The sequence below is a fragment of the Methylobacterium pseudosasicola genome, from assembly GCF_900114535.1.
GTDB classification, from domain to species: Bacteria; Pseudomonadota; Alphaproteobacteria; order Rhizobiales; family Beijerinckiaceae; genus Methylobacterium; species Methylobacterium pseudosasicola.
In genome coordinates this window covers 1-17,499 of sequence record NZ_FOTK01000066.1, presented here as the reverse complement: position 1 = coordinate 17,499, position 17,499 = coordinate 1, and the positions used below count along the sequence as shown (strand labels likewise).

The 17,499-nt window shown below is 69.0% G+C and carries 15 protein-coding genes; 9 read left to right on the top strand and 6 right to left on the bottom strand.

What is annotated here, in order from left to right; translation table 11 throughout:
- The first annotated feature begins 397 nt into the window (after positions 1–397).
- The 4 genes from BM228_RS30910 to BM228_RS30895 all read left to right on the top strand — a co-directional run bounded on the left by BM228_RS30910 (position 398) and on the right by BM228_RS30895 (position 5,539).
- Positions 398–1,069: a hypothetical protein gene (locus BM228_RS30910; protein ID WP_092046737.1), complete on the top strand. Its 672-nt coding sequence runs from the start codon at positions 398–400 to the stop codon at positions 1,067–1,069.
- Positions 1,070–1,129: 60 nt separating this feature from the next.
- Entirely contained in the window at positions 1,130–1,639 is a 510-nt protein-coding gene (locus BM228_RS30905) for a hypothetical protein (RefSeq protein ID WP_092046734.1), read from the top strand.
- Between the two features lie 34 nt (positions 1,640–1,673).
- Positions 1,674–2,201: a hypothetical protein gene (locus BM228_RS30900; RefSeq protein WP_244537400.1), complete on the top strand. Its 528-nt coding sequence runs from the start codon at positions 1,674–1,676 to the stop codon at positions 2,199–2,201.
- A gap of 977 nt (positions 2,202–3,178) precedes the next feature.
- Positions 3,179–5,539, top strand: a complete 2,361-nt coding sequence (locus tag BM228_RS30895) for a putative bifunctional diguanylate cyclase/phosphodiesterase (RefSeq protein ID WP_092046732.1) — start codon at positions 3,179–3,181, stop codon at positions 5,537–5,539.
- A 449-nt stretch (positions 5,540–5,988) separates the two neighbouring features.
- Here BM228_RS30895 and BM228_RS30890 read toward each other — a convergent pair whose 3' ends face one another.
- From BM228_RS30890 to BM228_RS30875, 4 genes are all read right to left on the bottom strand, one after another.
- Positions 5,989–6,207, bottom strand: coding sequence for a hypothetical protein (locus BM228_RS30890; protein ID WP_139234289.1), 219 nt, complete (start codon positions 6,205–6,207; stop codon positions 5,989–5,991).
- Positions 6,204–6,866, bottom strand: coding sequence for an acyl-homoserine-lactone synthase (locus BM228_RS30885; protein ID WP_092046727.1), 663 nt, complete (start codon positions 6,864–6,866; stop codon positions 6,204–6,206). Before BM228_RS30885 ends, BM228_RS30890 begins: the two co-directional genes overlap by 4 nt.
- A gap of 87 nt (positions 6,867–6,953) precedes the next feature.
- The gene (locus BM228_RS30880; protein WP_092046724.1) at positions 6,954–7,685 is read right to left on the bottom strand and encodes an autoinducer binding domain-containing protein; all 732 of its coding nucleotides are present in this window, start codon (positions 7,683–7,685) and stop codon (positions 6,954–6,956) included.
- A 195-nt stretch (positions 7,686–7,880) separates the two neighbouring features.
- Entirely contained in the window at positions 7,881–8,450 is a 570-nt protein-coding gene (locus tag BM228_RS30875; RefSeq protein ID WP_092046722.1) for a DNA-3-methyladenine glycosylase, read from the bottom strand.
- Positions 8,451–8,807: 357 nt separating this feature from the next.
- Here BM228_RS30875 and BM228_RS30870 point away from each other — a divergent pair, with 357 nt between their 5' ends.
- Positions 8,808–10,538, top strand: coding sequence for an adenylate/guanylate cyclase domain-containing protein (locus BM228_RS30870; RefSeq protein ID WP_092046719.1), 1,731 nt, complete (start codon positions 8,808–8,810; stop codon positions 10,536–10,538).
- A gap of 45 nt (positions 10,539–10,583) precedes the next feature.
- On the opposite strand, the gene BM228_RS30865 is transcribed toward BM228_RS30870, so the two are convergent.
- A complete protein-coding gene (locus BM228_RS30865) occupies positions 10,584–11,039 on the bottom strand; it encodes a MarR family winged helix-turn-helix transcriptional regulator (RefSeq protein ID WP_092046717.1) in 456 nt (151 codons plus the stop codon).
- Between the two features lie 188 nt (positions 11,040–11,227).
- Here BM228_RS30865 and gstA point away from each other — a divergent pair, with 188 nt between their 5' ends.
- Together gstA and BM228_RS30855 are read left to right on the top strand one after the other, a co-directional pair.
- On the top strand, positions 11,228–11,857 hold the full coding sequence (gstA, locus tag BM228_RS30860) for a glutathione transferase GstA (protein WP_092046715.1): 630 nt from the start codon (positions 11,228–11,230) through the stop codon (positions 11,855–11,857).
- A complete protein-coding gene (locus tag BM228_RS30855) occupies positions 11,854–12,552 on the top strand; it encodes a glutathione S-transferase family protein (RefSeq protein WP_092046713.1) in 699 nt (232 codons plus the stop codon). Before gstA ends, BM228_RS30855 begins: the two co-directional genes overlap by 4 nt.
- 322 nt (positions 12,553–12,874) lie before the next feature.
- Here BM228_RS30855 and BM228_RS30850 read toward each other — a convergent pair whose 3' ends face one another.
- On the bottom strand, positions 12,875–14,122 hold the full coding sequence (locus tag BM228_RS30850; RefSeq protein WP_092046710.1) for an MFS transporter: 1,248 nt from the start codon (positions 14,120–14,122) through the stop codon (positions 12,875–12,877).
- 94 nt (positions 14,123–14,216) lie between these two features.
- Between BM228_RS30850 and gcvA the strand changes: the two genes are divergently transcribed.
- Both gcvA and BM228_RS30840 read left to right on the top strand, forming a co-directional pair.
- Positions 14,217–15,104 (top strand): transcriptional regulator GcvA, encoded by an 888-nt coding sequence (gene gcvA / locus BM228_RS30845; protein ID WP_092046708.1) that lies wholly within the window; start codon positions 14,217–14,219, stop codon positions 15,102–15,104.
- A gap of 109 nt (positions 15,105–15,213) precedes the next feature.
- Positions 15,214–17,355 (top strand): helicase-related protein, encoded by a 2,142-nt coding sequence (locus tag BM228_RS30840; RefSeq protein ID WP_092046705.1) that lies wholly within the window; start codon positions 15,214–15,216, stop codon positions 17,353–17,355.
- Positions 17,356–17,499 lie beyond the last annotated feature (144 nt).

The window sequence follows — 17,499 nt, the reverse complement described above, 5'->3', positions numbered from 1 at the left end:
CAGCCGTGCCATCGCGATCCTCCTAAGCTGAAAACCCCAAACTCAGGAAGAAAACGCGAGCGCCCGCAAATGGTTGTATGAGTTCCCTACCTAGCCGCCAAGCCCACCTCAGCCAACGTGCTGGACCGAAGACTTAGGGCTGCTCCCGAATGCTAGAGATGGGGGCACCGCGCGGGTGCGCAGGACAGAGACCGGATCCGACCCGTCCATGCATCCGATCGCTGCGCTTTTTCGAGGCGTTCGACGCCGGCATCACCGAGTTGTGATGGCCGATCGCCTCGACGGGGGCGGAGGCGAACGAAGCCAACACGATGCAACCCCAAGGCGAAAATTAAGGTTTTGTTAACCATATCGTGGCCGTCTCGCATCAACCTCCGCCGCCTCCCGGAAGACCTGCATGGCCACGGCTGCCCAATTCCCCTGGCCCACCGTCCTGACGCAGCTCGCTGCCGGCCTGGACGAGATCGCCGCCAAACCGGCCGCCGAGATCCTGCGGCTCCGGTCCTCCCTCGGCGTCGTGGAATCCCCGCCGACGCTGCTGATTGGGGCCGCTGCGGGCGCTGAGCCGCCGACCGCTGTGGAACGCGGCTCGCCCGGTGGCACGTCGGTCGCGGCTGCGCGATCCGAGGGCGTCGACGACTGGATGGGCACCCTCGACATCATCAACGGCATGGCTGGTCTCGCCGACGAGCAGGAGCGGCGCCGGAGGGAGCAAGGCATGTCCCATCAAGCCGCGCTGAACGCGTTGCGTCAGGAACTCCAGCAAGCCGAGGAGAAGCTGCGCGCGGCGGAGATGCGCACCCGCGAGGTTCAGGCGCAGTCCGACATCCGGCTGCAGCGCGCGCAAGCCGATGCCAACGCCCAGGTCCAGGACATCCGCGCCGAGGCGGAGGCGCGGGTCCGGATGATCCGCACGGAAGCCGAGGCCCTCGTGCGCCATGCGGAGGAGCGGGCGCGCGTCGCGGACCTGCGCGCCTCCACGGCCGAGCAGTGGCTGCAGCGCATCGATACCGCGGCCAAGAAGCTGCTCTCGGGCGGCCAGGCCAGCCTGGACCGGGCTCCCGCCTGAGCGCCACATGCGGGCTGCCCGTCGTTCGCACACGACAAGACGCACCAACGGGGACGAACCATGGAACAGGCAAACCCGTCCTTGGCCGAGGCGACGGACCGGTCCGGGACGGCATCCCGGGACGCGCAGGAGCCGACGGCACGGTTCGGCACCGGCAATCTGGTCGTGTTGAGCGCGGGGGACGGGCGAGCCCAACAGCAGGGTCGCGAGGCGGAGACCTCGATGGCCGAGAGGTGGCCGGGATTGCTGGAGCGGGTGCAGGGTGCCGCCCGGCATATCCGCGACGTCGAGGACCGGGCGCAGGAGCAGGAGCTGCACGTCCAGGAACTCCTGGAACAGATGCGGGTCGACATGGATGCGGCCCGGGCACGGGTGCAGGCCGCCGAGCAGCAGACGCGCGACGTCCACGCGCAGGCCACCCGGATGATACAGGCCGCCGAGGAGCGGGCCGACGCGGCCGAGCAGATGCTCCAGCGCATCGCGGACACGATCGAGGCCGAGTTCACGGTGCGCCCCGGTCACCAAGCCGGTGAGGCTCCGGGCGCGCGCGGCCGATCCTCCGCGGCCTGAGGCGGATCGCGAGCGGCGGAGGCGTGGGAGCATCATGACGGCGACGATGAACGAGATGTTCTGGACACAGCTCGATGCGCGGATCGCGACGAACCGGCCCTCGCCCGAAACGCCCGCGACCGCCGAGATCGTCCGACTGGCCGACGCGGCGGATCCGGCGGCGGCAAACCCGGCGCCAAGCCCGGCAGAGCCCGCCGCGGTGACGCCGCACGCCGTGGCGGACTGGACCCGGGTCCTGGACACGATCTCGGTCGCCAAGGATGCGGCCCAGCAGCAGGAGGTCCGTCTGCGCGAGCAGGCCGCCGTCCGCGAGGCGCTCGCGGCCGACCTGCAACGGGCTCAACAGGAGATCCTGACCCTTGAGACGCTGCTGCGGGACACGCAGGCCCAGGCGGAGGAGGCTATCCGCGACGTGCAGGCCCGCGCGGAGGCGCGCATCCGTGACGCGGAGGATTATGCGCGGGCGGCCGATCTGCGGGCGGAGGCGGCCGAGGACTGGTTGAGGCGGATCGAGCAGGCCAGCCGGGATCTGCTACCGGGCGACAGGCGCGCCGCCGCTTGAGCGTTCGATCGGCTGCCGGCGTCATTCTGGGTGCGCCGGGCCGGCCCTTAAACGCTCACCACCGCAGCGAATGCCGGTTCGGCGGCGCGCGCGCAGAATCAAGGACTTCGTGTCGAGCCCGATTGCAACGCGATCGGGACCGGCTCCAGGCTCTGAACGCAATCAGCTAAGCCGGAAGGCGACTGGTTTCGACCCAACCTGGACGCCCGGACTGCTGCCGGCGTTCCTCCAAAGCAGTCGTTCGCCATCCCGCCGGCAACTTCAATTCGGGGTAGGAATCGGACTTCGGGCGCTGGTCTTAAAACTGATGTGCCGCATCCGACCCAGATCCGCCGAGCGAGTAGGCCAAGCGATCCTCGGAGGCTGCCTGCCATTGAGGGCTGCGTTGAACGAGCCGACTGATCGTAATGCAAACGGCCGAAATCGGCGCAAGCCGACATTCGATGATTGCGCTGCGCCCAGGTCCGCCGGCGCCCCGTATCAGCGCTTGCCGGATGAAAGTGGGATGACCGCCAAATGACCCTTTGTCGGTTGGCCTCGTCCGGGTTGTCAGATCCGCTACGTCGAGGGATCTCCGAATGCAATGCATCGTCAAATGATCATTTTTATCCGACAAATTACTTTCGTATGATACAGTACGGACATCATCCAAATTAAGTTTTGATAAGACATTTCAGCTGAATATCTCGCAGGTCCGAGCATTTCAGGCATGATGTCGATGATTGAGGCTGCCCAGGCATGCATCGCCCCCGATGCATTTGGCATTCCGGAAAACCCTGCCTCCGACCCCCCGCTCGATGCGGTTTGCAGAACCGCTGCCGCGCTCTTCGGAGTGCGCTACGCTTTTGTGTCGCGCCTCGATGAAACCCATCAGCGCTTTCTCGGACATCATGGCCTGACCGTTTCCGAGACGTCGCGAGACGTCGCGAGATGTCGCGTTCTGCGCGTACACAGCGCTGGGTGAGACCTACGAGCCGTTGGTCGTACTGGACACGCATTGCGACAAGCGGTTTGCGAACAATCCTCTCGTCACGGGCGAACCGTTCCTACGCTTCTACGCGGGTATCCGCATTGCGCTGGCCGGCGGAGTTCATGGGGCCACCGTCTGCATTGCCGATACACTGCCCCGTCCAAGCTTCGGCAAAGCCGAACAAGACCGCCTCAGAGATTTAGCGCAGTTCCTCGAGGCGACATTGCGCGGCCGTGCCTCCGAGATCGAAGCCGGTCGCGCGCGGTCCCAGGTGGACGCTTCGGATAGCCTGCTGCGTATGACCCTGGAGAGTATGGACCAAGGCCTGCTCATGACTGACACCGACGATCGCGTCCAAGTCTCCAATAGGCGCGTTGCCTCCCTGACGGGGGTACCCGACAGTTTGCTTCACGACGGAGCGCCGTTCGCGGCCGTTCGCGCCTATCAGGCGGCGCTGGGGGAATTTGCCAATCTACCCGAAGATCTCAGAGGCTGGCTGGAACACGGGACGTCAAAAACGAATCATTTCGACTACGAGCGTATGCGCCCGGACGGGACCGTAGTTCAGGTATGCACGCGGCCTTTGCCCAGGGGCGGCGTCGTGCGGACGTTCACTGACGTGACCGAACGCCGTGCTGCGGAATGCGCTCTGCGAGCCAGTGAGAACCGCTACCGGATCCTGGCTGAGAATGCCAACGATGTCATCGTACTCGGCGATCTCTCGATGCGGCGCCACTATGTCTCGCCTGCCGTTCGAAGCGTCCTCGGCTACGAGCCGGAAGAACTCATGGAGACAACCCCGGCCGAGTTCTGCCATCCCGATGATGCGCAATCCCTTGCGGATTTCTGGACGCAGGTGAAGGCCCAGCAGGAAGGCCGTTTCATTACCTGTCTGCGTCATCGCCACAAGGCGGGGCATTACGTGTGGATTGAGGCCTCCATCCGCGTTGTGCGCGATGTGCAGGATCCTGACAGAACGATGTACGTGGCGGCTCTGCGCGATGTCACAGCGCGTCATGAGGCCGAGGCTCAGGTCCGGCACATGGCCCTCCACGATGCCCTCACCGGCCTGCCCAACCGCACGCTGTTTCGCGACCGCCTCGAACAAGCCATTGCCTATGCGCGCCGAGCCCGGACCTGTTTTGCGGTCCTCGCTTGCGACCTCGACCGCTTCAAGGCTGTCAATGACAGCCTCGGCCATCCCGCCGGCGATGCTCTCCTGCGCGCCGTCGCCGAGCGGATGCGAGCAGTCCTTCGCCCGTACGACACGCTCGCGCGGTTCGGCGGCGACGAGTTTGCCATCGTGCTGACCTATCTGGACGCGGCCGGCGATGCCGGCGACCTGGCTGACCGGCTGATCGCGGCAGTGAGCGAGCCGATCGAGCTCGATGGGCAGAGCGTCGAGGTCGGGGTCAGCATCGGGGTGACGGTGGCGACGGAGCGGGACCGCGATCCGGACGAGTTGTTCAAGCGCGCGGACATCGCCCTGTACGAGGCCAAGGCGGCCGGGCGTAACACCTATCGGGAGTTCGAGCCGAATGCGGGCGCGCGCATTGCGACGCGTGGGCAACTCGCCCTTGATATGAAGGAGGCCATTCGGGCTCAAGAGTTCCACCTCGTCTACCAGCCCGTGGTTGATGCTGAGACGGGAGCCGTGGTGAGCTTCGAGGCGCTGATGCGCTGGCGTCACCCGATACAGGGTGAAATTCCGCCCAGCGCCTTCATCCCCCTCGCGGAAGAGGCAGGGTTGATCGTACCGCTCGGCGCCTGGGCCCTGCACGAGGCCTGCCGCGAAGCAGTCTCTTGGCCCGCACCCATCCGCGTGGCGGTGAATGTCTCCGGCGTGCAACTGCGGCGAGCAGGGCTTGAGGCCACCGTGCTGGCGGCCCTTGCGGGCTCAGGCCTGTCGGCGGATCGTCTCAAGTTGGAGGTGACCGAGAGCGTGCTCATGCAGGACTCGGAAGTCATCATCGCCAGCCTGCATCGTCTCCGCGCCCTCGGCGTACTGATCGCCCTCGACGATTTCGGCACCGGCTATTCCTCGTTGAGCTACCTGCGTCGCTTTCCCTTCGACAAAATCAAGATTGACCGAGCCTTCATCCGCGACATTGCCGATCCCGACGCAGCGGCGATCGTGCGGGCCGTCGTCAGCATCGGCGAGCGATTGGGCATGGGTATCGTGGCGGAGGGGGTAGAGACGATCGAGCAACTCGACCTCGTCCGGCAGGAGGGCTGCACGCAAGTCCAGGGCTTCCTGTTCAGCCGGCCTCTGCCGCCGGACGCGGCCCGAAGCTACGTCGACTTCGCCTCCCAGATCCACCCATCACGCTTCGCGCAGTTCGCGCCTCCGTCGGCTGAACAGGCTTAAGTGTGATGTTGCGGGCGGCCCCTCCGAGGCTTTTCAAGCAAGATAGTCTATCTACTACATCATCGTCCAACGTACGCGCAGCAGACATCAAATAAAAAATCCGCGCCGGGTGGCGATTTTTCAACATGAGGCGGAAATGTCCTGCGTATTTCATTCGCCATCTAAGGAAGACGTCAAGATTGATCGACGCTCTTTAGACAAGCGTACAGGCGCAGCCAATCTACGCCACTCGCCCGACTTTGTTTTAAAGAGCTTGGAAGCGGACGTTCCTAGAGCCCGCAACGCGTCGTGAGCAGAGGCGGCGGGGACGTCCGCTTCGATGCCTCCGCCGCTCGGAAACGGACAGGCAGAAATCCACCCGTTGCAGACATCGCCACGGTCAAGCTGATCGGGTTCAGACCCCAGTCCGCTCCGGGTCGTGGAAGACGATGGGGACGGTGCCCCCCCCCTCAATGCAGCGTGTCGTCCGCGCAAGCCTCGTCCCGCACGTCGCGGGCGAGCGCCCGGCCGACATGCTCCACCAGGGGGCGCAGGGCGGCGATGAGCTGTGGGTCGCCGATCTCTTCCGCGGCGCGCCAGAGCTCGATGGCGTGATGGCCCAGGCGCACGATCGCGGGGTCCTCGCCGTCGCGCCGGCAGGCCCGGTTCAGGATGTCGGACATGCTCATGCGCGCAGCCTCGTCTCGGCGGCCACGTGCGGCCGGATCGAAGGCGTCCGCGGGGCGTGCAGGGGCGCGGCGTCCAGGCCGAAGAACCGGCGCGACTCCACGACCGTGTCGAGGGTCAGCCGGGCGTAGACCGCCATAATGGAATGCCCCTGGTACTGGGTCGGCAGCCCGAGGGGCTCGACATCCCAGCCGCAGGACATCAGCCGGTTGACCAGGATCGGATGGGTCTGGGCCAGGAGCCCGTCGAGGCCCCGCGCCCGCGCCACCTCGGCGGCGGCGATGAAGATCCCGGCGGTGGCCGGGTCGATATGGCCTGTGCGCCCCTCGCGCCGGGCCGGCAGGGTGCCGCAGCGGGTCCATTCGTAGATCGTCGCGCCCCGCGGCGCCGGCCCGCGCTGGGCCAAGTGCGGATAGACCTCGGTCAGCAGGTGCGGCCGGGTCGTCGGCAGGAGGCGTGAATAGGCGGTGACCTCGCCGCCTTCGAGATGGGCCAGGTGGATGCAGCCGGGGCCGTCGAACTGGTCGATCTCGCGGCCGTCGGGCCGGCGGCACGCCTCCCAGTTCAGCCGCTCCACGAACAGCCTGTGCCGGAATCGGTAGATCTTCTCCAGCAAATCCCCGTGCCGGGCAATATTGTCGTCGTCGAGAACCACAACCATAGATCATTCCCCCTGTCGGGGGAGTGATGCCGGGCCGCCGGGCCGAATGAGCCTCGTAAAATTACGAGGTCGGCGGGGGCCCCGGGGCTAGGCTATGATGCCCTGCCGCATCGCCTCGGCGACGCACTGGACGCGGTTGACCGCGTCGAGCTTGCGGGCGGCGTTCCTGAGATGGAACTCCACGGTCCGCTGCGAGGTGCTGAGGATCTCGGAGGCCTCCCAGCTGGTCTTGCCGGCCGCGGTCCAGCGCAGGCACTCGATCTCCCGCGCGGTCAGCCGGGGCGCCTTGCGCGCCGGGACCCGCCCGCCCTCGCGGATCAGGGTCTCGGCCCGCTGATAGGCGTAGATCGACACGAGATGCAGGGCGGCCTTGGCATCCTCGGACAGGTCGAGCCGGCTCGCGCCGAAGCTGACGCCGCCGCCGGGTCCGGTGAGGTGGTGGATCGGGACGCAGAACCCCTGCGACAGGCCGAACTCCGTGGCCTCGTCCATCACCCGCGCAGCCCCGGCCTCGTCGGACCGGTAGGGCGCCTCGCTCCACAGGAACGGCTCGGTGGTGCGCTTCACGTGGTTCGCCACCGGGTCGATCCGCAGATAGTCGCGCTCAAAATAGCGTTTGCGCCAGCCTTCGGGCCATGACGGCACCAGAGCGCAGTTCTGCGTGGAGGTTTCGTGCTCCGCCGGCAGGTTGGTGATGATGAAGACATCATAGCCGAAAGACGCGCCGGCCGCCCGCATCTCGCGGAGGATGTCGCTGATCTTCGACGCCTCCTTGAGCCGGGCGACGATCTCGAAAGCCTTCTGGCTGTCCTGGGTCACCGAAAGTCCGAATGCTTGTAATTTGAGAATTTTCCGACCTGTAGTTGCAAAAATTGCAGTCTAGTCGGGCAAAAACTATACATGAGGTTGCCCGGACGGCCAAGTGGACGCGGGTTGTTTCGGCCGTCTGCAGGGTCGCAGCGCCTGCTGCGCTCCGGACCGTCCCGGCCGCGATCCCGTCTTGAGGCGAGGGCTTCAGCCCCCGGCGATCGGCGCGACCCGCCGCACCGGCCGGCTGACGAACCGGGAGCCGGCGAGCAGGAAGCGCCAGGGCGTCTCGGTGCCGCGGGTGATCCCGATCCGCCGGTCCGCCGCCACCGTCACGGGCTCGGGCCGGGGCGCGAACCGGAACGGCGCCTGCGCCACCGGCAGGCCGTCCAGCGCCCCGGTGACGCCGAGCGCCTGGCACAGGCGGCCGGGGCCGGCGCAGAGCAGGCGCGGATCCGCCAGGCCCCGGCGCTCTGCCATGGTGGTCAGGCCCTCGGTCGGCTCGATCGCCCGGAGCAGCACGGCGCTGCCCGGCTCGCAGACCAGGTTCAGGCACCAGTGCAGGCCGTAGGACCGGTAGACGTAGACGTGCCCGGGCGGCCCGAACATGCTGGCGTTCCGCTTGGTCGGTCCGGCGAAGCTGTGGGAGGCCGGATCGGTCCGGTCATAGGCCTCCGTCTCGACGATGATCCCGCCCGCCTCCCCGACCCAGAGGCCGGCCCCGATCAGGTCCGCGGCCACCGCGGCGGCGCTCCGGGCGAAGAACGGGTCGGGCATCGGGTTTTTCCCCAGGTGTCACGCAGCAGGTGTCAGCGAGGTCGGGCAACACTCGGTGGGCGGTGCGGTTGACGCGTCGGGCGCGACCGAGGCCGTCCCGGTGCAACGCGCAGACTTATCGGCCGCCCCCCGCAATTCGGCGAAGAGTCCCGATCCGCGAAGCGGGAATTCGGTTCTCTTCGCAGAGCCTGCGCAGCGAGACACGGCCCCGTGCCTGCCCACTTCGCCGCATTGTCAGGCCTGCTCAAAGCCAAGCCTCGCCGGCAAGTAGAAATACAACGGAGGCCGAGGCCGCCATTTACTGGTACGAGAGGCCGGACACACGGGCCCGCTGCCGATCTCGTCGGACCTCCCAGCATGATGCGCACGCCGTCGCTCGCGACGCTCCGATCCGCCGCCGGCAGCCCGCCCGCCGCTCCGATCCCGCTGCGCGCTCGGATCCGCACCGTCCTCAACCTGCGCCGCCTCCGGCTCGGAAGCGGGCTGGTGCTGTTCGCCTACGTGCTGACCCACCTGACCAACCACGCGCTGGGCAACATCTCCCTCGACGCCATGGAGGACGGGCTCGACCTCGCCTCCGCCCTCTGGCTCAACCCCCTGGGCCTGGCACTGCTCTACGGCGCCTTGCTGATCCATCTCGGGCTCGGACTCCAGGCCCTCTACGCCGCCCGCTTCTTCCGCTGGCGCCCCGGCGAGGTGGTGCAGATGGTCTCCGGGCTGCTGATCCCGCCGCTGCTCATCAGCCACATCGCGGCAACCCGGATCGCCTTCGCCACCGAGGGGCTGGACAAGGGCTACGCGCAGGAACTCTACGCCTTCTGGGTCGCCTCCCCGCTCAGCGGCGCGATGCAGGCGGCGATGCTGGTCATCGCCTGGCTCCACGGCTGCTCCGGCCTGTATTTCTGGCTCCGGCTGAAGCCCGCCTTCGGGCGCGCAGCCCCCTGGCTGCTGGCGGTGGCGGTGCTGGTCCCGGTCCTGGCCCTGCTCGGCTTCGCGCAGGGCGGCCGGGTGATCCTCGCCCTGGCGCAGGACCCGGCCTGGCGCGCCGGGGCGCTCCAGCCTTTCCATGTCGGGCTGCCCGACCAAGTGGCGCGGCTCGCCGCCATCCGGGACGGGATGCTGACGACCTATGCTGGCCTCATCGCCGTGGTCATCGCCGCCCGCGGAGGCCGGACCCTGACGGAGATCCAGCGTGGCACGATCCGGCTCAGCTATCCCGACGGAAAGGTGGTCCGGGTGCCCCGCGGCACCAGCGTGCTGGAGGCGAGCCGGCGCAACCGGATCCCGCATGCCAGCGTCTGCGGCGGCCGCGGCCGGTGCTCGACCTGCCGCATCCGCGTGCTCGACGGCAGCGACCGGATCCCCCCCACCGGCCGGGCCGAGCGCGCCGTGCTGGAGCGGATCGCCGCCGGGCCGGGAGTGCGCCTCGCCTGCCAGTTCCGGCCCGAATCCGACCTCGCCGTGGTGCCGCTGTTCCCCCTGCCCCCGCGCGTCCGGCAGGCGGACCTGCTCGACCGGGCGCAATCGGGCGAGGAGCGCTTCATCGTGGCGATGTTCGTCGACCTGCGCGGCTCGACCCGGCTCGCCGAGGAGCGGCTGCCCTACGACACGGTGTTCATCATCAACCGCTTCCTCGGCGCGGTCGGCGACGCGGTGCGGGAGGCCGGCGGCTCGACCAACCAGTTCCTGGGCGACGGCCTGCTGGCCCTGTTCGGCCTCGAGACCGACCCCGAGCCGGCGGCCCGCGACGCGCTGCGGGCGGTGGATCTGATCGCCGAGCACGTCGCCACGCTCAACGCGCTGCTGGCGACCGATCTGGAGCACACCCTCCGGTACGGGATCGGCGTCCATGCCGGCCCGGCGATCGTCGGCGCGATGGGCGACGCCACCGATGCCCGCTTCACCGCGCTCGGCGACACCGTCAACGTCGCCTCGCGCCTACAGGGCCTGACCAAGGTTCTGGGCTGCATCGCGGTGGTCTCGGAGGCGGTCTACCGCGCGGCCAAGACCGCCCCGACGGCGATCCGCGAGATCCCGGTGGAGGGCCGCTCCGAGCCGGTCCGGGTGAGCACGCTGGGGGTGCCCTGACCCGTCGCTTGCAACCATCGGCTTGGTCGCGCCCAGCGGATCGCCTCAGTCCGTCAGCTTCGCCAGGAGGCCGGCCAGGGCATCGGCGCTGGACGCGTCCAGCTTGCGGCCGACATGATCGGACAGCGCCCTGCTGTAGACGGTCCACATCCTGGCCTGCATGGCCCGGCCGTCCTGCGTGATGACGACCCAGCGGCCGCGGCCATCCTCGCCCGACAATTCCTTCTGAACGAGCCCCTTGCCTTCGAGGCGGTCGATCAGCCGGGACAGGTTGTACTGCGTCAGCAGGGTCCGCTTCTCGATCTCGAAGGGACGCAGGCGGCCCTCAGGGGCGCGGGCCAGTTCCAGCAACACGTCGTACCAGCCCAGCGGCGGAAGCCCGGCCGCTTTCAGATCGGCTTCGATCGCGGCGAGGACGATCCGCTGCGCCCGCATCAGGCCGATCCAGGCGGCGGTGATCGACGCCGGGACGGGACAGGGCGTATCGGTCGGCTCAGACATGGATGCAGATACATCTATCTTGACGGGCGGAACAGGTACATGCTATTGCATCTATGTCGCTCTGGACAGGCCGTCACGGCCAATCCGGCCGAGGTCACGGAACCGCGCCCGTTTCGGACAAGCGACGCCGCGCGTCGGGCGCTTTCCTCGGGGCGCTTGCCTTGGGGTACTTGCCGAAAGTTCTCGCCATGAAGCTCTATTACGCGACCGGAACCTGCTCGCTCTTCCCACACATCGTCGCGAACGAGGTGGGCCTTTCCCTCGACCTCGAACGGGTCGACATCGCCCGGACGCCGCACGTCACCGAAGACGGGAGCGACTACAGCGCCGTCAATCCGAAGGGTTATGTTCCGGCGCTCAGGCTCGATGACGGTGCGATCCTCACAGAAGGCATCGCCATCGCTCAGTATCTCGCGGAGCTGAAGCCCGAACGCGGCCTGGCACCGGCCCTCGGGACGCGCGAGCGGGCCGAGCTGCAATCCTGGCTCATCTTCGTCGCCACGGAGCTGCACAAGCTGTACAGCCCCTGGCTGTTCCACCCGGATTACGGTGCCCAGGCCCAGGACGTGGCCCGCAGGAAGATCGGCGAAAGGCTGGCCTTCGTGGAGCGTCATCTGGCGGGCGGCGGTCCGTTCCTGCTCGGCGAACGCTTCACGGCGGCCGATGCCTACCTGTTCACGATCGTCGGCTGGTCCGCCTACACGAAGATCGATCTGTCCGGATTCCCGCGTCTGCGCGCCTCCCTCGACCGCGTCGGCGCCCGCCCCGCGGTGCGCGCGGCGCGGCTCGCCGAGGGGCTGGAGGAGACGGCAGCATGACGACCGCGAGACGCGGAGCGCCGACCCTCACGCTGGTCAGCCACCCCCTCTGTCCCTACGTCCAGCGCGCCGCCATCGCCTTGGCGGAAAAGGGCGTTTCGTTCGAAAGGCGGTCCGTGGATCTCGCCGCCAAGCCCGATTGGTTCCAGGCGATCTCGCCGCTGGGCAAGGTTCCGCTGCTGATCGTCGGCCGGGCGGACGGCGGCGAGGCCGTGCTGTTCGAGAGCGCCGTCATCTGCGAATACCTGGAGGAGACGCAAGCCGGCCCGGCGCTGCATCCGCGCGACGCGCTCGACCGGGCGCGCCATCGCGGCTGGATCGAACTCGGATCGGCGATCCTGTCCAATCTCTGGGGTTTCGAGACCGCCACGGACGCGGCGACCTTCTCGTCGAAGCGCGCGGTGCTCGTGGCCAAGTTCGCGCGGGTCGAGGCGGCGCTCGGCGACGGTCCGTTCTTCGCAGGCCCGGCGTTCAGCCTGGTCGATGCGACGTTCGCACCGATCTTCCGGTATTTCGAGGTCTTCGACACCGTGGCGCCGACCGACGTCTTCGCGTCCTGCCCGAAGATCACGACCTGGCGAACGGCACTCCGGACCCGGGACAGCGTCCGGGGTGCCGTCGCCGAGGATTACGGCGACAGGCTCAAGAGTTTCCTCGAGGCTCACGACGCCTGGCTGCTGAAGCTGGCGGCCTGACCGCGCCCCGCCGGGGCCACCCTCCTCCCATGAGGTCCGCCGGATTCACACGTCGTCGGACGAAGCGCGTGTCCTCCCCCCTCTGCGGGCTAGCGGATTCACACATCGCATTCGGCACCAAGCGCATGAAGCGACGAGCTTTTCCCCTCCCCCTTGTGGGGAGGGTTTAGGGGTGGGGGTGGTGCAGGGTCGGGCGTGACGGTACCTTCTGAACCACCCCCACCTCCAACTCCTCCCACAAGGGGGAGGAGAGCGCGTCGTGCCTCAGAACTGACGATGTGTGAACATGGTAGCCTCTGCGGGGAGGGAGAGGCGTGGTGTTTCAGGTGCGCGCTTCCAACCCCGATCTGTGACCCCTGGACCCGGCCAGATGCCGGGACAGGGCCAGCATGAGCGGCACCACGGCGAGCGCCGTCGCGGCGGCCGCCACCGCCGCCCAGCGGGGGCCGGCGGCGTCGCCGAGGCGGCCGTAGAGCAGCGGGGCCGCGAGGGCGCTGCCGCCGAGCGTGCAGGTGTAGAACACCGCGAACGCCCGCTCGACGCGGCCCCCCGGGGCCAGCTCCGGCACCGTGCCGTACAGGACCGACGAGGTACCGTTCAGCATCACGCCGAGCAGCGGCAGCAGGATCAGCGCGGGGGCGAGTGGCAGGGCGATCACCGCCAGGATCGCGGCCGCGGTCCCGGTCTCGGTGAGCAGCACGGTCCGGGTCACGCCGAGGCGCTCCCCGAGCCGGCCGCAGACGGCTTTGCCGAGTGCGCCGCCGATGAACACCAGCGAGAGCGCCAGCCCCACAGTGGTCAGGGCCGCGCCCTTCTCCTGCAACAGGAACGGTAGGTAGAGCAGGAAGGCCGGGCGGGCGGCGTTGTCGAGGGTGCCGATGGCGACGAGCAGGCCGAATCCGGGGCGAGTGCTCGTCCCATCGCCGGCCTGCGCAGCACGCACCGCGCTCTTGCGCTTCTCGCTGTGTGAGGTGGGATCACGTGGCAGCCAGCGTCCGACGCCGATGGCGACCGCCACGCCTAACCCGGCGATCACCCAGAGCGCTGAGCGCCATCCCGAAAAGGTCAGCAGAAAGCCGACCAGCGGCGGCACCGCCGCCTTCCCGAGATCGCCGGCGAAGTTGTAGGTGCCGAGGGGGCCGCGGGCCGCAGCCCCGTAGGCCCGGGCGATCACCGTCGAGGCCAGCGGATGCTGCGTGCTGCTGCCCGCGCCCCCGAGCAGCAGGCCGGCGCAGAGGCCGATCAGCCCGCCCGACGCCCCGGCGAGCGCGTAGCCGCCGGCGCTGAGCAGCGTCCCGAGCACCAGCACCGTGCGGGCGCCGAGCGACTGGGCGAGCCAGCTCGCCGGCATTTGCAGGGCGGCGAGCGCACCGTTGTAGAGCGAGCGCAGCAGCGCCAGCGCGACGTAGTCGAGGCCGAACTCCGCCTGCCAGACCGGCAGCAGCACGTAGATCAGGTCGGTGTAGCCGTCGTGCAGGGCGTGGTTGATCCCGGTGACCACGAGGGTGCGCTTGGCTTCCCCGTCGGGGGCGGCGTCGAGCGAGGCGGTGAACTCCGATGCGCGGGCCATTCTTCCTGCCTTGGTGATTCCACCACAGGATGCGGATCTCGCGCCCGGCTGACAAACGCCTTATGCTGACGCTCGCGTGAGGAAACCTGACAGGATGCATCGCCGCCTGCCGCCGCTCAACGCCGTGAAAGCCTTCGAGGCCGCGGCCCGCCACGCCAGCTTCACCCGGGCCGCGGAGGAGCTGCGCGTCACCCACGGGGCGGTGAGCCGGCACGTGCAGATGCTCGAAGCCTGGCTCGGCGTGCCGCTGTTTGAGCGCCACAACCGCCGGGTGGTGCTCACCGAGGCCGGGCGCAGCTACGCCGCCGAGATCGGCGCCGCCCTCGATCGGGTCGCCCTGGCGACCGCCCGCCAGGTGGAGCGCGGCCGGCCGCGCCTGCTGCACGTCAACGCGCTCGCCACCTTCACCCTGCGCTGGCTGATCCCGCGCCTGTCGGGCTTCCAGGTCGCCCATCCGGCCATCGAGGTCCGGCTGACCACCTCCAACGTGCCGCTGGCGAGCCTCGCCGACCCGTTCGACGTCGCGATCCGCGGCGGGCCGGATACGCGCCCGGGCCATGTCGGGCAGCCGTTCCTGACCGAGCGTCGTAGCCCCGTCTGCAGCCCGGCCCTGCTGGAGCGCCTGTCCCTGCAGGAGCCGGAGCAGCTGCGCCACCATACCCTGCTCCACGCGGCGACGCTCCCGGAGGTCTGGCCGCATTGGCTACGCGCCGCGGGGGTGCCGGACCTGATCCCGCAGGCCTCGGTGACCCTGGAGCATTTCTACCTGACCTTGCAGGCCGCCCTCGACGGCCTCGGCGTGGCGATGGGCCCGGAACGGCTGATCGCCGACGACGTGGCGGCCGGCCGCCTGACCTGCCCATTCCCCGGCCCGTCCCTGCCGGCGCGGAGCTACTACACCTACGTGCCGGAGGCCCGGGCCGACGACCCGACCGTGCGCGCCTTCTGCACGTGGCTCACAGAGGCCGCACGGGACACCTGAAGCCCGGGGATGGTGTCCGGGATCGGACTGGCGCAAGGATGGTTCTCAGGAACGCGTTCGGTGGCGGCATCAGCGCCGGCGGGCGGATGCTGCGGCCGAAGGTGAGTTCATGGCGCGCAAGCGTCTCCGCCCCACGATCGTCTACCTGTCCGAGGCCGTGGCGCGGCTCGGGCTCGTCCCGGATTCCATCGACCTGGAAACCCTGCGCGCCGATCTCGAACTGCCGGAATTCGGCGCCGAGGTCGACGACGAGCGGGTCGCCGACGTGTTGCACGCCCGCCAGAGGGCCCGGGCCTTCGCCGAGACCGGCGTCCCGGCGGTCCGGAAGGTCATCCCCAACCTCAGGGCCGCCATCCTGCGGGACCGCCGGGTGATCTGGACCATCCGGACCGAGATCCCGCTCCTCGACAATGGCCGCCTGGACCTGCGGATCGACAGCGCCCCGGACCCGGCGGCCGCCGAGATCCTGGCCCGCATGGCGGCCCGGAACGACCCGGCGCACCGCGTCGAGGCCCTGCGGGCGGCGGTGGCGGAGCGGGCCGCCGAGGTCACCCGGACCCTGGCCAAGCCGGTCGAGCGCCTGCGGGCGCAGATCCTCCAGGACTTGCGCGAGGTCGGGGCCGACGCCCCCGCCTACATCGCCCATCTCGACCGCTCGCTGCGCTCCCGGGTGTTCAGCTTCGGGCCGAAGCTGGCGCGTTCGCTCAACGACACGCTCACCCCCGTGCGCCGCCACGCCAAGGCGGTGGCGAGCGAGGGCTCGCGCCTGCGCCGCCTGCGCGATCAGGTCGGCTTCGGCGCCTATATCGAGCGCTTCAGTGCCGCCCGCCGGCTGAACCGGCGGATCCTGTTCCACATGGGGCCGACCAATTCCGGCAAGACTTACGCCGCCCTGCAGATGCTGACGGCGGCCCCCACCGGCACCTATCTGGCGCCCCTGCGGCTGCTCGCCCTGGAGAATTACGAGGCCCTGCGCGAGCGCGGGCTCCGGGCCGGGATGGTCACCGGCGAGGAAGTCCTGGGCGAGCCCGAGCCGACCCACACCGCCCGCACCATCGAGACCGCCGACCTGACCCGCCCGGTCGACGTGGCGGTGATCGACGAGATCCAGATGCTGTCGGATCCCGATCGCGGCTGGGCCTGGACCAACGCCCTGTTCGGCGTGGCCGCCCGGACCGTGGTCGTGTGCGGCTCCGACGACGCCCTGGCCTATGTCCGCCGCGCCGCGGAGGCTGCGGGCGAGTCGCTGGAGGTGATCCCGTTCACCCGCAAGTCGCCGCTGCTTCTGCTCGACGTGCCGGTCCCGCTGGAGAAGGTCGAACCGGGGGACGCGGTGGTGGCGTTCTCGCGCCGGGCCGTGCACGAGAACCGTGAGATCCTGGTGGCCCGCGGGCACCGGGTGGCGACGATCTACGGCGCCCTGTCGCCGGAGGTGCGCCGGGCCGAGGCCACGCGCTTCCGCACCGGCGAGGCCAACGTGCTGGTCACCACCGACGCGATCGGCATGGGGCTCAATCTCGGGCCGCTCCGGCGGATCGTGTTCTCGACCGTGCGCAAGTGGGACGGCACGAAGGAGCGCGGCCTGACCAATTCCGAGATCCGCCAGATCGCCGGCCGGGCCGGCCGCTACGGCCACCAGGATGTCGGCTACGTGGCGGCGACAGACGCAATCGCGGTGGAGCCGATCCGGATCGCGCTGTCGGGCGCGCCCACGGCGCCAGCGGCCGATTCGCGCTTCTTCGTCCGGCCGGATCTCGGCGCTATTCGCTCCGTCGCCGAGGAGATGCAGACCCAGAGCCTCCACGAGGTGCTGACCCATTTCGCCCGGGCGACCTTCTACGCCGGCTCGCCGTTCCAACCCTCGGCCCTAGAAGAGATCCTGGAGGTCGCGCGGGTGGTCGACCGGGCGCGGCTGCCGATCGAGGAAAAATTCGCCTTCTCGGTCTGCCCGATCAACCGGCGCGATGAGATTGCCATGGGCATGCTCGAGCGCTGGAGCCAGGCCCGGGCGGCCGGCACCACGGTCCCGGCCCTGCGGGCGAGCCTGACCGGGGAGCTCGACTACCAGGAGCGCACCGTGCGGCTGGCCAGCGCCTATCTGTGGCTATCGCGCCGCTTCCCGGACACGTTCGACGATGTCGAGGCGATCCGGCACATGCGCGGCCGCGCCAACGACGCCATCGAGCAGCACCTGCGCGAGACCGCGACCCGCAAGGCCGAGCGCCGCACGCGGCGGGCGGGCACGCGGTAGCGCATCATCCCGAAAGGTGGTTGCCGGCTTTCGGGATGATGCGAATAACGACTAAGAGCGCCTAACAGAACGGGCACGGATTGGGCGGGCGGGCGTTGGTCGTGATGGCTCGTCCGCTTCTGCCCGATGATCTCTGGACCGAGA

What these genes read in the sequence shown, in the direction of transcription:
- BM228_RS30870 (WP_092046719.1), top strand. Translation starts at nt 8,808, where the DNA reads ATGATGCGCACGCCGTCGCTCGCGACGCTCCGATCCGCCGCCGGCAGC.
- BM228_RS30865 (WP_092046717.1), bottom strand. Translation starts at nt 11,039, where the DNA reads ATGTCTGAGCCGACCGATACGCCCTGTCCCGTCCCGGCGTCGATCACC.
- BM228_RS30840 (WP_092046705.1), top strand. Translation starts at nt 15,214, where the DNA reads ATGGCGCGCAAGCGTCTCCGCCCCACGATCGTCTACCTGTCCGAGGCC.
- BM228_RS30910 (WP_092046737.1), top strand. Translation starts at nt 398, where the DNA reads ATGGCCACGGCTGCCCAATTCCCCTGGCCCACCGTCCTGACGCAGCTC.
- BM228_RS30905 (WP_092046734.1), top strand. Translation starts at nt 1,130, where the DNA reads ATGGAACAGGCAAACCCGTCCTTGGCCGAGGCGACGGACCGGTCCGGG.
- BM228_RS30855 (WP_092046713.1), top strand. Translation starts at nt 11,854, where the DNA reads ATGACGACCGCGAGACGCGGAGCGCCGACCCTCACGCTGGTCAGCCAC.
- BM228_RS30885 (WP_092046727.1), bottom strand. Translation starts at nt 6,866, where the DNA reads ATGGTTGTGGTTCTCGACGACGACAATATTGCCCGGCACGGGGATTTG.
- gcvA (WP_092046708.1), top strand. Translation starts at nt 14,217, where the DNA reads ATGCATCGCCGCCTGCCGCCGCTCAACGCCGTGAAAGCCTTCGAGGCC.
- BM228_RS30850 (WP_092046710.1), bottom strand. Translation starts at nt 14,122, where the DNA reads ATGGCCCGCGCATCGGAGTTCACCGCCTCGCTCGACGCCGCCCCCGAC.
- BM228_RS30875 (WP_092046722.1), bottom strand. Translation starts at nt 8,450, where the DNA reads ATGCCCGACCCGTTCTTCGCCCGGAGCGCCGCCGCGGTGGCCGCGGAC.
- gstA (WP_092046715.1), top strand. Translation starts at nt 11,228, where the DNA reads ATGAAGCTCTATTACGCGACCGGAACCTGCTCGCTCTTCCCACACATC.
- BM228_RS30900 (WP_244537400.1), top strand. Translation starts at nt 1,674, where the DNA reads ATGACGGCGACGATGAACGAGATGTTCTGGACACAGCTCGATGCGCGG.
- BM228_RS30890 (WP_139234289.1), bottom strand. Translation starts at nt 6,207, where the DNA reads ATGAGCATGTCCGACATCCTGAACCGGGCCTGCCGGCGCGACGGCGAG.